The organism is Bacillus sp. YBsi01 (assembly GCF_038406745.1).
GTDB classification, from domain to species: Bacteria; Bacillota; Bacilli; order Bacillales; family Bacillaceae; genus Bacillus; species Bacillus siamensis.
On the sequence record NZ_CP151679.1, the window covers coordinates 350232 to 363451 of the forward strand.

At 46.1% G+C, this 13220-nt stretch carries 14 protein-coding genes; 7 read left to right on the forward strand and 7 right to left on the reverse strand.

The genetic code is table 11. The features are described 5' to 3' along the window. Nucleotides 1-7 precede the first annotated feature (7 nt). Nucleotides 8-322 carry a PTS lactose/cellobiose transporter subunit IIA gene (locus AADZ70_RS02045; protein WP_016936492.1) on the reverse strand — a complete coding sequence of 105 codons (315 nt, stop codon included), beginning with the start codon at nucleotides 320-322 and terminating at the stop codon, nucleotides 8-10. 62 nt (nucleotides 323-384) lie between these two features. Further along, on the reverse strand, nucleotides 385-1785 hold the full coding sequence (lacG, locus tag AADZ70_RS02050; protein WP_342007642.1) for a 6-phospho-beta-galactosidase: 1401 nt from the start codon (nucleotides 1783-1785) through the stop codon (nucleotides 385-387). A 252-nt stretch (nucleotides 1786-2037) separates the two neighbouring features. On the opposite strand from lacG, the gene AADZ70_RS02055 reads away from it, so the two are divergent. Next, nucleotides 2038-2799 carry a DeoR/GlpR family DNA-binding transcription regulator gene (locus AADZ70_RS02055; protein ID WP_045925377.1) on the forward strand — a complete coding sequence of 254 codons (762 nt, stop codon included), beginning with the start codon at nucleotides 2038-2040 and terminating at the stop codon, nucleotides 2797-2799. Nucleotides 2800-2816: 17 nt separating this feature from the next. Continuing rightward, on the forward strand, nucleotides 2817-3500 hold the full coding sequence (locus AADZ70_RS02060; RefSeq protein ID WP_342007643.1) for an HAD family phosphatase: 684 nt from the start codon (nucleotides 2817-2819) through the stop codon (nucleotides 3498-3500). Nucleotides 3501-3685: 185 nt separating this feature from the next. Here AADZ70_RS02060 and AADZ70_RS02065 read toward each other — a convergent pair whose 3' ends face one another. Together AADZ70_RS02065 and AADZ70_RS02070 are read right to left on the reverse strand one after the other, a co-directional pair. Continuing rightward, nucleotides 3686-4030 carry a DUF3147 family protein gene (locus tag AADZ70_RS02065; protein ID WP_045925379.1) on the reverse strand — a complete coding sequence of 115 codons (345 nt, stop codon included), beginning with the start codon at nucleotides 4028-4030 and terminating at the stop codon, nucleotides 3686-3688. Next, on the reverse strand, nucleotides 4014-4439 hold the full coding sequence (locus AADZ70_RS02070; protein WP_342007644.1) for a MarR family transcriptional regulator: 426 nt from the start codon (nucleotides 4437-4439) through the stop codon (nucleotides 4014-4016). Before AADZ70_RS02070 ends, AADZ70_RS02065 begins: the two co-directional genes overlap by 17 nt. A 259-nt stretch (nucleotides 4440-4698) precedes the next feature. Between AADZ70_RS02070 and AADZ70_RS02075 the strand changes: the two genes are divergently transcribed. Next, nucleotides 4699-5334 carry an MgtC/SapB family protein gene (locus tag AADZ70_RS02075; RefSeq protein WP_016936487.1) on the forward strand — a complete coding sequence of 212 codons (636 nt, stop codon included), beginning with the start codon at nucleotides 4699-4701 and terminating at the stop codon, nucleotides 5332-5334. A 341-nt stretch (nucleotides 5335-5675) separates the two neighbouring features. On the opposite strand, the gene AADZ70_RS02080 is transcribed toward AADZ70_RS02075, so the two are convergent. The 3 genes from AADZ70_RS02080 to AADZ70_RS02090 form a co-directional block, all read right to left on the reverse strand. Further along, the gene (locus AADZ70_RS02080; RefSeq protein WP_076983035.1) at nucleotides 5676-5849 is read right to left on the reverse strand and encodes a YjfB family protein; all 174 of its coding nucleotides are present in this window, start codon (nucleotides 5847-5849) and stop codon (nucleotides 5676-5678) included. A 43-nt stretch (nucleotides 5850-5892) separates the two neighbouring features. Further along, a complete protein-coding gene (locus AADZ70_RS02085; protein ID WP_327813965.1) occupies nucleotides 5893-6294 on the reverse strand; it encodes a DUF2809 domain-containing protein in 402 nt (133 codons plus the stop codon). Nucleotides 6295-6390: 96 nt separating this feature from the next. Then, complete coding sequence (locus AADZ70_RS02090; RefSeq protein WP_342007645.1) at nucleotides 6391-6960, reverse strand: YjgB family protein; 570 nt, start codon at nucleotides 6958-6960, stop codon at nucleotides 6391-6393. Between the two features lie 124 nt (nucleotides 6961-7084). Between AADZ70_RS02090 and fdhF the strand changes: the two genes are divergently transcribed. From fdhF to AADZ70_RS02110, 4 genes are all read left to right on the forward strand, one after another. After that, nucleotides 7085-10042 (forward strand): formate dehydrogenase subunit alpha, encoded by a 2958-nt coding sequence (gene fdhF, locus AADZ70_RS02095; protein WP_342007646.1) that lies wholly within the window; start codon nucleotides 7085-7087, stop codon nucleotides 10040-10042. Then, nucleotides 10035-10577, forward strand: a complete 543-nt coding sequence (locus tag AADZ70_RS02100; RefSeq protein ID WP_016936482.1) for a DUF1641 domain-containing protein — start codon at nucleotides 10035-10037, stop codon at nucleotides 10575-10577. The genes fdhF and AADZ70_RS02100 overlap by 8 nt, the downstream gene beginning before the upstream one ends. 208 nt (nucleotides 10578-10785) lie before the next feature. After that, the gene (locus tag AADZ70_RS02105) at nucleotides 10786-12006 is read left to right on the forward strand and encodes a cytochrome P450 (RefSeq protein ID WP_045925385.1); all 1221 of its coding nucleotides are present in this window, start codon (nucleotides 10786-10788) and stop codon (nucleotides 12004-12006) included. Beyond that, nucleotides 12003-13187 carry a macrolide family glycosyltransferase gene (locus AADZ70_RS02110; protein WP_342007647.1) on the forward strand — a complete coding sequence of 395 codons (1185 nt, stop codon included), beginning with the start codon at nucleotides 12003-12005 and terminating at the stop codon, nucleotides 13185-13187. Before AADZ70_RS02105 ends, AADZ70_RS02110 begins: the two co-directional genes overlap by 4 nt. Nucleotides 13188-13220: the final 33 nt, after the last annotated feature.

Consider the following 13220-nt stretch of genomic DNA (forward strand, 5'->3'; position numbering starts at 1 on the left):
CCACTCCTTATCGGCGGCTTCGGTAGAGTTCTATAAAATCCTGAATAAGATCACGGAGCAGAAGGGTTGTCATTAAATGGTCCTGGCCGTGAACGAAAATAAACCCTAATTCCATGTCCTTGCCGTCAGCTTCTTCAGCTAACATTTTCGTTTGCACATTGTGGGCGAGGGTTAGATTTTCATCTGCGCTTTTTAATGCTGCTTCCGTGTTTTCGAAGTTTCCCGCACGGACTTCTTTCAAGACTTTCAATAAAGTGCTTCTGGCATCGCCGGCATAGGCGACAATTTCAAAACCGAGCATCTGCAATTCTTCCTTTGTCATGAAAAAACCTCCTAAAGATGGCACACATGATGAAAAGAGATTCTTTTCACCATGTATGATCGTTAAATGATTGTTTTTGTTTCACTTACAAGTTTGTACCAGTAGGCCGATTCTTTCGGATACCGTTTTTGGGTGTCGAAGTCGACGTAAAAAAGACCGTAACGTTTGTTGTAGCCGTTGGTCCATGAAAATAAATCCATTAAGGACCATAAGAAATATCCCTTTACGTTGACCCCGTCGCTAATCGCTTTGCTGACGGCTTCTAAATAGACTTTTAAATAGTCGATTCTTGCCTTATCCATAATGATGCCGTCTTCAAACTCATCTTTATAGCCCATGCCGTTTTCGGTAATGTAAATTTTGTTATATTGCGGATAGTCCCGTTTGATGCGCATCAGCATGTCATACATGCCTTCAGGATAAATGAGCCAGTCCCAATCGGTCCGTTTCAGGCCTTCTTTGTAAATTCTTTCGCCGATCCCTTTTACTTTATAGACCGAAGTGCCCTTATCGCCCGTTCCGTTATGGTGAATAACGGTCTCTCCGTCGTACGCTTTGACGAAATGGCATTGGTAATGATTGATGCCGAGATAATCATTGCGCGTTGACGCTTTTTTCATCACGTCAAAATCGCTGTCTGAAAACTCGTATGAAGCGCCATTCGCCTCACAGATTTCATCCAGAGCACGCATGGTTTCTTCAGAATAATAGCCGAGGTAGGTGGCATCCAGGAGGAGTCTCACTGATAACGCGTCATCGAGAAAGCAGGCATGGCGGTCTTCTTCCGAGTCACTGGCGGGGTATTTTGTTTCCAGTGAGTGGACGACACCGATTTCTCCCGGATAGCCGCCTTCTTTAAAGAGGTTGACGGTCATCGCATGCGCCACCATCATGTGATGGAGGCATTGAATGACTTTTGTGATATCACTTTTAACAGATGGCGGAAAAACGCCGAGTAAATACTGGTTGGTGGCTGTAGGATAGATTTCGTTAAACGTGCTCCAATATCGGATTTCGCTGAATTCTTTAAAGCAAAACTCCGCATACTTGACGAACGCATCTATTGCGTCGCGGTTGAGAAAATCTCCCTGATCAAATAATCCTTTCGGCGTATCGAAATGATGCAGCGTGACAAAAGGGGTGACGCTGCGTTTTTGGCACTCTGAGAAAATACGGTGATAGTAATCAACGCCTTCCTGATTGATTTCGCCTGTGCCATCAGGGAAAATTCTCGTCCATGCTATAGAAAGGCGGATGCCGTTTATTCCGAATTTCTCACATAGTTTGATATCTTCCGGAAACTGTCGGTAAAAATCACTTGCCGGATCAGGGCTGAATCTTCCCTGTTTTTCAAGAAATTCATCCCAGGCTACAGGCCCTTTGCCGCCTTCTTTTGTGGCGCCTTCCGCTTGGTATGCCGCAGTCGCCCCGCCGAAAATAAAGTCATGAGGTAATTTGAGCATTACTGAATCCTCCTTTGCCAATGTGTAAATTGAAGTTTGTTAATGTTTGTAAATGTTATCTTTTGTTTAATAGTAAACGCATACATTTTTGTTGTCAATAGCTTCATAAGGAAATAATAACTGTGTTTACAAGGGTAAAACAAGTTCTTCAATGTTTTATATGTTGATAATATTGTTTGTTATTGTTTGTTTTTGTTGACCAGATTGGCGTGGTATGTTAGATTGTGTGTAAAGTTGAGGGGATGATTGAGTATGTTAAAAAAAGAGCGTCTTTTAAAAATCATCGATATCGTAAACTCGCGGGGGTTTATTACGGTGAGTGATATTATCGATGAATTAGAAGTTTCTGATATGACGGTGAGAAGAGATCTGGATGAGCTGGATAAGGCCGGAAAAATCGTGCGTATTCATGGAGGCGCACAGAGCATTTCTTATTCCATTGACCACGAATTATCGCATAATGAAAAACTGGATGTTCAAATGGAGGAGAAGGGGAAAATCGCGGAACTCGCGGCTTCATATGTAAATGATGGCGATACCGTTTTTTTAGGACCGGGCACGACAATTGAACTTTTAGCGAAACACCTGCTGCATAAGAGAATTCGGATTATCACCAATAACTACCCCGTGTTTGATATTTTAAAGCATGGCGACACTGCGGATACCATTCTGATTGGCGGCGACTTCCGAAAAAACACCGGAGCATTCGTCGGGCCTATTGTGAACGGCAACCTGCAGAAATTCAATTTTACGAAAGCCTTCATCAGCGCAAACGGCATACATAATGATGAAATTTCTTCTTACAGCATTGAAGAAGGAGAGGCCCATCAAATCGCGCTGAACAATTCGCGGACGAAATTTTTGCTGGCGGACAATAAAAAATTCAACCGGGAAGATTTTTACGTGTTCTACAACTTACACGATATGGATTATCTGATTACGGATGATAAAGTGATGAAAGATGTTCAGATTCATTATGAGCAATATGTGGATGTCAAAATCGCAAAAAAATAAAAAGGGGAGGCGGTTCGATGAAAGGGGTTATTTTTGATTTCAACGGCACGATGTTTCAAGATTCACATCTCCACGAAAAAGCGTGGTTTTACATGGTGAAAAAATACGCTCCGAAAGCGATTTCTGATGAAGATATTTTCGTTAACATTCACGGAAGAACAAACAGTGAAATCCTGACGCATTTTATTTCCAACGATTTAACAAATGAAGACATCAAGAATATGTCTTTTGAAAAAGAAGCCTACTACAGAGAATTATGCCTTGATAACAAAGCTGAGTTAAAGCTGACGAAGGGGCTGACCGGCGTCTTAAACCATCTGAAAAAGTCCGGAATGCCGATGACCATCGCCACGGCTACGGTAAAGGAAAATGTCGAGTTTTACTTTGATGTCTTTCATTTGGGGAAGTGGTTTGATTTTGACAAAGTCACGTTTGATGACGGAAGCTTCCCCGGAAAGCCGGCGCCGGATATTTTTATCATCGCATCGGAAAAATTAGGCCTTAACCCTGAAGAGTGCCTAGTCATTGAAGATGCCTTTTCCGGGCTCACAGCGGCGAAAAAAGCAGGTGCGGGCAAGATTGTGGCCATTGACCCGTTCGGAAAAAACCGCGCGTTATTTGAAGAAAAACATCTGGCGGATGACGGGATACTGACAGATTTCACCTCGTTTTTTGAGGTGATTGCCGGACATTCTGTTTGAGAGATCAGCCGGTTCTTCATGTTGGTATGGCCTTACAGATGCGGACACCGTTCGTAACACAAGATGTTTTTGTGTTCGGGCGGTGTCTTTTTCTGATGAGACTGTGCAGAATCAGTTTCCGACAGGGGCCTTTCTTCTTTTTTTCGCACATGTTCAATTAAGCGCTCGCATGTATTCAAGTCTTATTACTGACTGCTGATATGTTTTACGATAACATCCTGAGCATATAAGAATAGCAGCCATCCTGTTAGTCCAAGCCCTGATGCGGCAATGAAAGGCAGTGAATGGCGAAGGGCGATGCCGATAATGACCAGCATAATGACTGTGGAAGGGATGCCGGAAGCCACACTGAAGGCAAAATGACTTAATGTCTCCTTCGTTTCTCCTTGGATGTACAGCCAAACCATGCTCAGCATACTGACAATTGGCAAAGCCGCTATTATACCTCCATAACTCGGGCTTCTTCTTGATATTTCAGTGATAATCCCAATAATAGCAGCAGAGACAATAATTTTAACGATCGTAAACATCTTCAGTCCGCTCCTTCATCAAACTGAATGCTTTTAAGACAAGTGTTCTTTCTTCATTATTCATGTTGTCAAAAAGAAGCTGTTTAAGCTTTTCTTCATCGAGGCCGGAATGACGGTAAAGGACATCCGCCCCCAAATTGGTAAGTTTTAAAATAACCTTCCGCTCATCCTCAACACTTCTGATTTTATAAACGTACTTTTTCTTAAGTAAACGTTTTATATGTTCGGAAGCGGTATTATGTGATACTTGAATCGCTTCGGCAATGTCTTTTATTCCGACTGCCTGCTCTTTTTGAATGACTTGCAGAATTCGCACACCTTGGTGAGTGATTTTTTCATGATGCTGATAACGGAGCCGATAGTAAATATCTGTCCAGAGGCCATTTAATTCGAGTATTTCGTTTGCCATCGTCATCAATCCTTGTCGTTTATTAAGATTATATCTTATAATACGATATAATTTAACGGATTGAAAGAAGTTTTTGGAAGATGGAAGGGAAAGTGGCCGCTGGTTCAAAGCCAAAATAGAGAAAGGAGCTTTTTGGCATAATAAAAAGGCACTGACAATAAGTTGAAGAACCTAAGAATATATTAAAATACCATGCGCTGATTGAAAAAGATACACGTAATAAAAAGCGGGTAAGAAGATAAGGAAAGGAGAGAGACGGATGGAACTTGATTTTGTGATTCGTCTGGCGGTTGCGGGGCTGCTTGGGGCCCTGATTGGATTGGAGAGAGAATTCAGGGCGAAGGAGGCCGGTTTGAGGACGCATTTTCTAGTGGCCGTCGGCAGCGCCTTGATGATGATTGTTTCCAAATATGGATTTTTTGATTTGTTATCCAACAGCCATACGTCCTTTGACCCGAGCCGGGTGGCGGCGCAGGTTGTCAGCGGTGTCGGATTTTTAGGGGCCGGCACGATTATTTTGCAGCGGCATGTCGTGCGGGGGCTTACGACAGCCGCGGGGATTTGGGCCACGTCCGGGATCGGTCTGACGATCGGGGCGGGTATGTATGTCATCGGTATTAGCGGCACGATATTGGCGTTAATCGGGCTTGAACTTTTAAATTTTCTGTTTAAACCGGCGGCGCATTCTCTGTCTGTCAGTTTCCAGATTGAGGAGAAGGCCGTTATGCATGAAATTTTAACTTCGCTTGAAGCAAAGGGAATTCTCATCACGTCCTATGAATTGAATAAGGCGGTGCTTGAAGTGAAGGGAAGGGTGAAAAGCAAAAGCGGAAAAGCCGCGGTGATGGAGAAAGTTCAATCCCTCCCGTATATCCTGTCCGTCAAAGTTGAATAGCAAAAAGGGGAAGCTCCCCTTTCTGCGGTCATTTCTTTTCAAACATTAATACCAAGGATAGAACGGGATATACGGCCGCGGATAGTATGGATACGGTCTGGGGAAATAATAAGGCGGCCGCGGATAGTATGGATATGGTGTGGGGAAATAATAAGGCGGCCGCGGATAATGATACGGCACCCGCTCGTGGCTCTCGGCTGTGTACTCATGATCAAAAGGATCGTACAAGAGGAAAACCTCCTTTGAAAGAGTTATTCCGTTTACCATATTCCTGTATGCCCGGTATGGTGTGCGTACTCCGGGCAGAAAAAAAGACGCCGGTTATCATCCGGCATCTTTTTTTACACTTTTACATCAATTGAATGTCCGGCAGTCGGGTGCTGGGCCGGCAGCATTTTCACAGTTTCTTCCGCAGCGGCCTGGGCATTCTGCATGACCGTTTTTGTTAACGCGATATTTACATTCTGCGCCAGAGATGCCTGGTGCATAGCGATTGATAACGCAGGGATATCCATAGCTTCCACCTCCTTATCCCTTCATATCGGCGGCGTGCTCCGATTATGAAGAGAGCCGGCGTTTTCTTTTGACGGCCCATTCTAAAAGTGCGGCCGCGCATACCCCGAGGGTATAGGCGAAAATGTCGCTCCAGACAAATTGCCAGCCGAGGATCAGCCCGCCGAGCGTGCTGCTTCTGATCTCGTCAATCCACGGCGCATGATACAGCTGGCTGCATTCAATCAGACAGCAAAACGAGAGGCTCAGGATAGCGGCTGTTTCCGTCCGGATGTTTCGAAATAAAAAACCGAATCCGGTAAAAATCATTGCCGCCCACAGGGCGTCTCCTAAATAAGCGGTTATCATGCCGGGCAATAGGTTGGTAATGCAGGCGGTTCTGGATAGTAAACCGAGGGCGATGATAAAAACGGTCAATGCCCCGTATGTCAATCGATGTCTGTTCACTTCACACTGTTCCCCTTTTTTGTACTCCCATGTATTGTAAGGAATGACGGAGAAGCTGTCTATGAAAAAAACGGCCCGGGAGGCCGCTTTTTCGGATTATCTTTCTTTTAGGTTGACATGGTCTGCTTTTTGATCACTGCCGATAACGAAGCGAAGCTCATACTGTCCCGTATGATAGACGTAATCTGTTTCGCCCGTTTTCGGCACTGTCAGGATTTTGTCAGCGCTGCCGATTTGTTTGCTTAAAACGTCAGGTGTGACGCTGCCGAGGTTTAAACGCCGTTCCACCCCTGTCCCGAAATAGCGGATTTCTGAGATTTTGCCGTTTTTATGATAGGAAAATCCATAACCGGGGTTTCCCATGTTCCAGCTGTATAAATCAAATGGATTGCGGCTGTCCGCTTTCTGTTCCGGCTGGCCGATTTTATCGTAAACATCCTGTCTCGTGCTTTGGTTGATTTTCAGGCCTTTCACTTGTTGCGGCATTTCTCCTTGAAACGCCGATTGATAAAGGCTGTTCACCAGTTCTTGTGCACGTTGATTTTCCGTTTTTGAAGCGGCTTCGGCATGAACGGACTGTGTATCCGAAACTGCTTCTGCGCTGAGTGCGCCGCCTGTGAGCATCACGGCCGACAATCCCGTGATGAGTGTTTTTTTCTTCAGCATATGTGAATGCCTCCTTTTTACCGCTCATACCCGTATGTTTCCTCAGTTAAACGGGATGTTTTAGTGAAAGGTGGGCTGGGAATCATAAAGGATGTATAGAGGGGAACAGAAAGGGGAAAAGAAAATGGCTGATACAAAGAAGGTTACAATCAACGGCGTTGAAATGGAAGCCGCAGACGGACAAACCGTTTTGCAGCTTTTGAACAATAGTTCAATTGACGTGCCGCACGTGTGCTATCATCCGAGTCTCGGTCCGATTGAAACGTGCGATACTTGTATCGTCAGTGTTAACGGGGAACTCGTCCGTTCGTGTTCCGCACAAATAAAGGACGGAGACGTCATTGATACGCTTTCGTCCGATGTGAAAAAAGCGCAGATTATCGGCATGGACAACATTCTGCACAACCATGAATTATACTGCACGGTTTGTGATTACAACAATGGGAGCTGCGAAGTACATAATACCGTAAAGGAAATGAAAATCAATCATCAAAGCATTCCGTTCGATCAAAAACCGTATCCTAAAGATGAATCAAATCCGTTTTACCGGTATGATCCCGATCAGTGCATCTTATGCGGACGCTGCGTCGAAGCCTGTCAGGACGTACAGGTAACCGAGACGTTAAGTATCGATTGGGAGCGCAAACGTCCGCGGGTCATTTGGGATCAGGATGTGCCGATTAATGAATCATCATGTGTTTCCTGCGGACATTGTTCAACCGTATGTCCGTGCAATGCCATGATGGAAAAAGGCATGGAAGGCGAAGCGGGCTATTTAACAGGCATCAATGAAGAGACGCTTCGGCCGATGATTGACATCACAAAAGGCGTCGAAACCGGCTACGGATCGATTTTGACCATATCGGATATGGAATCAGCCATGCGTGATGAAAGAATCAAAAAGACGAAAACCGTATGCACATACTGCGGTGTCGGCTGCAGTTTTGATATATGGACGAAAGGAAGAGACATTTTAAAGGTAGAACCTCAGGCCGAGGCGCCCGCAAACGGAATTTCGACGTGTGTAAAAGGGAAATTCGGCTGGGATTTCGTCAATAGTGAAAAGCGCCTTACCAAACCGCTTATACGGGAAGGGGATTCGTTTCGGGAGGCAGAATGGGATGAAGCGCTGCAGCTGATCGCCGATAAATTTACCGATATAAAAGAACATTTCGGCCCGGACGCGCTTGCTTTTATCACATCTTCCAAATGCACGAATGAAGAATCATACGTGATGCAGAAGCTTGCCAGAGCCGTGATCGGCACAAATAATGTCGACAACTGCTCACGCTACTGTCAGTCTCCAGCTACGGCCGGTTTGTTCAGAACGGTCGGCTACGGCGGCGATTCAGGATCGATTACAGATATAGAAAAAGCTGAGCTCGTACTGATTATCGGCTCAAATACGTCTGAGTCTCACCCCGTTCTGTCTACACGTATTAAACGTTCCCATAAGCTGCACGGACAGAAGCTCGTCGTGGCGGACTTGCGAAAGCATGAAATGGCCGAGCGCTCCGACGTGTTTTTCCAGCCGCGTGCCGGATCGGATATTGTCTGGCTGAACGCCGTATCGAAGTATCTGCTTGATCACGATTTGGCGGATACTGCATTTCTGAATGAAAGAGTGAACGGATTAGATGAATTCGTGAAAAGCCTTGAACCTTACACGATGGAATATGCTGAAAAACATACCGGTGTGGACAAGGAGACCTTAATCAAAGTAGCGCGGATGATTCATGAAGCCGGCAGTGTGTGTGCGCTGTGGGCAATGGGGGTTACCCAGCATATCGGAGGAAGTGATACGAGCACGGCCATTTCCAACCTGCTGCTTGTGACCGGAAATTACGGCAAGCCCGGGGCAGGCTCATATCCGCTTCGGGGCCATAATAACGTGCAAGGTGCCAGTGATTTCGGCAGCATGCCTGACAGCTTCCCCGGTTATGAAAAAGTAACGGATGAAAAAGCCCGCAAAAAGTATGAACAGGGCTGGGGAGCAGACCTGCCGAAAGAAATCGGAATGACAAATCATGAAATGATCGAAGGCATCCACTCAGGAAAACTGAAGTCGATGTACTTAAAAGGAGAAGAAATGGGGCTTGTCGACTCCAACATCAACCATGTTCATGCCGCCTTTGAAAAGCTTGATTTCTTCGTTGTGCAGGATATTTTTCTCTCGCGGACGGCCGAGTTCGCCGATGTGGTGCTCCCAGCAAGCCCGAGCCTTGAAAAAGAAGGCACATTTACGAATACGGAACGGAGGGTGCAGCGCCTTTACCAAGTGTTTGAACCGCTGGGCGATTCAAAGCCTGACTGGCAGATTATTACGGACATCGCCAACCGGCTGGGCGCTGATTGGCGCTATGAACATCCGGCAGACATTATGGAAGAAGCGGCGATGCTTTCACCGCTCTACGCAGGCGTCACTTACGAACGTCTCGAAGGCTACAATTCACTGCAATGGCCCGTTGCAGCGGATGGAACCGATTCACCGCTTTTATTTACGGAGAAGTTCCCGTTTTCAGACGGCAAAGCGGTTCTTTATCCCGTTCAGTGGACCGAGCCGAAAGAATTTGATGAAGAGTATGATCTCCATGTGAATAACGGGCGGCTGCTTGAGCATTTTCACGAAGGAAACCTGACTTACCGGTCAAAAGGAATTTCCGAAAAAACACCGAGTGTGTTTCTGGAGGTCTCACCCGAACTCGCTGAAGAAAGAGGGCTTGAAGACGGGACGCTTGTCCGCCTGACATCACCGTACGGAAATGTGAAAGTCAAATGCGTCATTACAGACCGGGTAAAAGGCAAACAGGTTTATCTGCCGATGAACGATTCAAAAGATGCCGCCATTAACCTTTTAACAAGCAGCTATGCGGATAAGGATACGGATACACCAGCCTATAAAGAAACCTCAGCGAAGATGGAGATTTTGAAAAAAGAAGGCATTAATCCGCTTCCGAAAATCAATTTCCGTTACGGAAACCCGCAGCCGCAGATCGGTGTCCAGGTTGAGCGGAAATGGGCGCGAAAAGATTATGTATTTCCGGGAGACGCGGTAAAAAGGGGGAAACAGCAAAATGGCTAAAGCAACCCGCACCATCCGAAAACAGACCGTCACGGAAGAAGACAAACGAAGAAAGGATTTAGAAGAGATTGAGACGGCTCTTCTGCAAAATAAAGACGCGATTTTGGAGTCTTTGCACATTCTTCAGCACATGAATGAGCGCGGCGTTTTGGCGCTTTTGCGCGGACTTTTCGGCCAGGGCGACAAAGTGATGGATATCCTCGTGAAGAAGGCGAATACGCCGGAAACGGCCAATATGCTGAAAAATCTCCTGCTGTTAACCGGCGTCCTCGGCATGCTTGATGTAAAACAGCTTGAGCCGTTTATCGTCAAAATCAACGCGGGCGTCACAAAGGCTGTTGAGGAGAAGGACAGCAGCAAAAAGACGGGTTATTTTGATATCGTCCGCGCTTTAAAAGACCCGGAAATCAACAAGGCCGTCACGCTGCTGTTTTCTTTCCTGAAAGGCATGGGTGCTGATACAAGCGACATGGAGAGAAATACGCGGCCTCCTGAAGACCAAAAGCACCATCAGGAACCGCAGACGAATGAGTGAACATCACCCCCCGAGCCTCTCATACGGCTCGGGTTTTTTGTGCGTTCATGCTGCTTTCTTGGGAAAAATTTCACCTCGGGATTCATGACTTTTGTTGTGTTATGTTAATAGTTAAGGTTATGAATAGAAAAAAATTGAAAATATGTGCTAGGATAAAATTCAAAGTAGGTCAACTGTTCAAATATGAAACAATCAGGAGTGATAAAACATGAGTAAGCTGAGGAGCCCGAGACAAGCCATCCAAAGAACCCTGATGAAAGGAAAAAACGGTCTGGACGTATACAATCCTTTTCCTTGGTACGAAAAAATGAGACGGGAAAGCCCCATTCAATTTGATGAAGAAACTAAGGTATGGAGTGTGTTTTTATATGATGATGTCAAAAGGGTCATCAGTGATAAAGAGACTTTCTCAAGCCTTATGCCAGACGTGAAAAGCTCGATTGCAAAGTCCATGCTGAATATGGACCCGCCGAAGCATACCCAAATCAGATCGGCCGTCAATCGCGCTTTCACTCCGCGCGTACTGAAGGAATGGGAGCCGAGAATTGAAGACATTACAGAAAATCTGCTGAAACAGGCAAAGAACAAAGGGCGGATTGATATCGTGAAAGATCTTTCCTATCCTTTGCCGGTCACGGTGATTTCAGAATTATTAGGCGTCCCGTCCGAATACATGGAGCAGTTTAAAAAATGGTCGGACATTCTCGTCAGCATGCCGAAAGATGCGAGTCCTGAAGCGGCGGAGAAAAATCAGCAGGAGCGTGACCAATGTGAGGCGGAGCTGGCGGCGTTTTTTGCGGAAATAATAGAACGCAAACGAAAACAGCCCGGCCAAGACATTATTTCTATTTTGATCAAAGAGGAAGAAGAGGGGGAGAAGCTATCGGCAGAAGACCTAATTCCGTTTTGCAATTTGCTTTTAGTAGCGGGAAATGAAACAACGACTAATCTCATTTCAAATGCGGTTTACAGTATATTAGAGACGCCCGGCCTTTATAAAGAACTGAGACAGGACCCTTCTCTCATCGCGCAAACGGTGGAGGAAACACTGCGTTTTCGCGCTCCCGCTCCATTTGTCAGAAGAACGGTCCGGCATGATACTGAATTGTGCGGCCGCCGTCTGAAAACCGGGGATATCGTTCTTTGCTATATTGCATCTGCCAACCGTGATGAAAACAAATTTGAGCAGGCTGACGTATTTGATATTCATCGCGAGTCAAATCCGCACCTCTCCTTCGGGTTCGGTATACACTTCTGCTTAGGAGCCCCGCTTGCCAGACTTGAAGCGGAAGTTGCGCTGAAAGGAATTGTAAAGTCCTTTCCACACCTGGAGCCCGTCCGGATTGAGCCGATCCGAAACAGTGTCATGTACGGGCTGGAGTCTTTAGAAGCGGAGATAAACGAAAATAAGGGAGAGAAACAAAGATGAGACAAACACACATCGCCATTATTAATGTGGGCGCTCACGGCCATGTCAATCCCACGCTGCCCGTAGCCGAAGAGCTTGTCAATCGCGGGCACAGAGTGACATTCGCTACGACTGAGGAATTCGAGGCTTCCGTTGCCAAAACGGGTGCCGTTCCTCTTTTATACCGCACAAGCATTAAGGCGGATCCGAAGACGATAAAAGAACGGGTAAATAAAAATGACGCGTTTGTGATGTTTCTGGAAGAAGCGGTTGAAGTGCTTCCGCAGCTGGAAGAGCTGTACAAAGATGACCTTCCCGACATCGTCCTGTTTGATTTTTTAGCGCTTGCCGGAAAGTTGTTTGCGGATAATGGCGGCATCCCGGCCGTAAAGTTCTGCCCAAGCTATGCAATGAATGAGTATTTTCAATTAGGAAGAGACGAAGAAACGATGGAAGCCGCCAAACAGGCGATAGAAGAATATCAGGAGAAAATTGAAAATGAACAACTGAAACGGATGACGATGGAAGAGTTTTTCATGCCTGAAAAACTGAATATCGTCTTTATGCCAAGAGCCTTTCAGCCGAAACAGGAAACCTTTGATGAACGGTTTTGTTTTGCCGGTCCGTCCCTTGGGAAACGCACAAATACGGGAAGTTTGGAAATTGATGCGGCTGATGACCGTCCGCTTATGCTCATCTCACTGGGAACTGCGTTTAACGCTTGGCCTGAATTTTACCAAATGTGTATCGATGCGTTTCGGGACTCAGACTGGCGGGTTATTATGTCAGTCGGCACAACAATTGATCCGGACAGTTTTTCGGATGTGCCCGATCACTTTATTATCCGCCAGCACGTTCCGCAGCTTGATGTACTGGAGAAAGCAAAGCTGTTCGTATCTCACGGCGGGATGAACAGTACAATGGAGGCGATGAATGCGGGTGTTCCCCTCGTTGTCGTTCCGCAAATGCACGAACAAGAGGTCACTGCAAAGCGCGTGGATGAATTGGGGCTCGGCGTGCATCTGCCGCTGAAGGAAGTCACTGCGGCGCGTCTCCAAAAAGATGTTCAGAAAGTTTACGGTGATAAAAACATCCTCAGCCGTGTGAAAAGCATGCAGCAGAAAATAGAAGAAACCGGCGGCGCCAAACAGGCTGTTTGTGCCATTGAAGAATTTCTGAAAGAGGCGTCCCTCGAAAATTGATTGAAAAAACAGGCAGCGCCGGACGGCTGCCTG

What these genes read in the sequence shown, in the direction of transcription:
- AADZ70_RS02045 (WP_016936492.1), bottom strand. Translation starts at nt 322, where the DNA reads ATGACAAAGGAAGAATTGCAGATGCTCGGTTTTGAAATTGTCGCCTAT.
- lacG (WP_342007642.1), bottom strand. Translation starts at nt 1,785, where the DNA reads ATGCTCAAATTACCTCATGACTTTATTTTCGGCGGGGCGACTGCGGCA.
- AADZ70_RS02055 (WP_045925377.1), top strand. Translation starts at nt 2,038, where the DNA reads ATGTTAAAAAAAGAGCGTCTTTTAAAAATCATCGATATCGTAAACTCG.
- AADZ70_RS02060 (WP_342007643.1), top strand. Translation starts at nt 2,817, where the DNA reads ATGAAAGGGGTTATTTTTGATTTCAACGGCACGATGTTTCAAGATTCA.
- AADZ70_RS02065 (WP_045925379.1), bottom strand. Translation starts at nt 4,030, where the DNA reads ATGTTTACGATCGTTAAAATTATTGTCTCTGCTGCTATTATTGGGATT.
- AADZ70_RS02070 (WP_342007644.1), bottom strand. Translation starts at nt 4,439, where the DNA reads ATGGCAAACGAAATACTCGAATTAAATGGCCTCTGGACAGATATTTAC.
- AADZ70_RS02075 (WP_016936487.1), top strand. Translation starts at nt 4,699, where the DNA reads ATGGAACTTGATTTTGTGATTCGTCTGGCGGTTGCGGGGCTGCTTGGG.
- AADZ70_RS02080 (WP_076983035.1), bottom strand. Translation starts at nt 5,849, where the DNA reads ATGGATATCCCTGCGTTATCAATCGCTATGCACCAGGCATCTCTGGCG.
- AADZ70_RS02090 (WP_342007645.1), bottom strand. Translation starts at nt 6,960, where the DNA reads ATGCTGAAGAAAAAAACACTCATCACGGGATTGTCGGCCGTGATGCTC.
- fdhF (WP_342007646.1), top strand. Translation starts at nt 7,085, where the DNA reads ATGGCTGATACAAAGAAGGTTACAATCAACGGCGTTGAAATGGAAGCC.
- AADZ70_RS02100 (WP_016936482.1), top strand. Translation starts at nt 10,035, where the DNA reads ATGGCTAAAGCAACCCGCACCATCCGAAAACAGACCGTCACGGAAGAA.
- AADZ70_RS02105 (WP_045925385.1), top strand. Translation starts at nt 10,786, where the DNA reads ATGAGTAAGCTGAGGAGCCCGAGACAAGCCATCCAAAGAACCCTGATG.
- AADZ70_RS02110 (WP_342007647.1), top strand. Translation starts at nt 12,003, where the DNA reads ATGAGACAAACACACATCGCCATTATTAATGTGGGCGCTCACGGCCAT.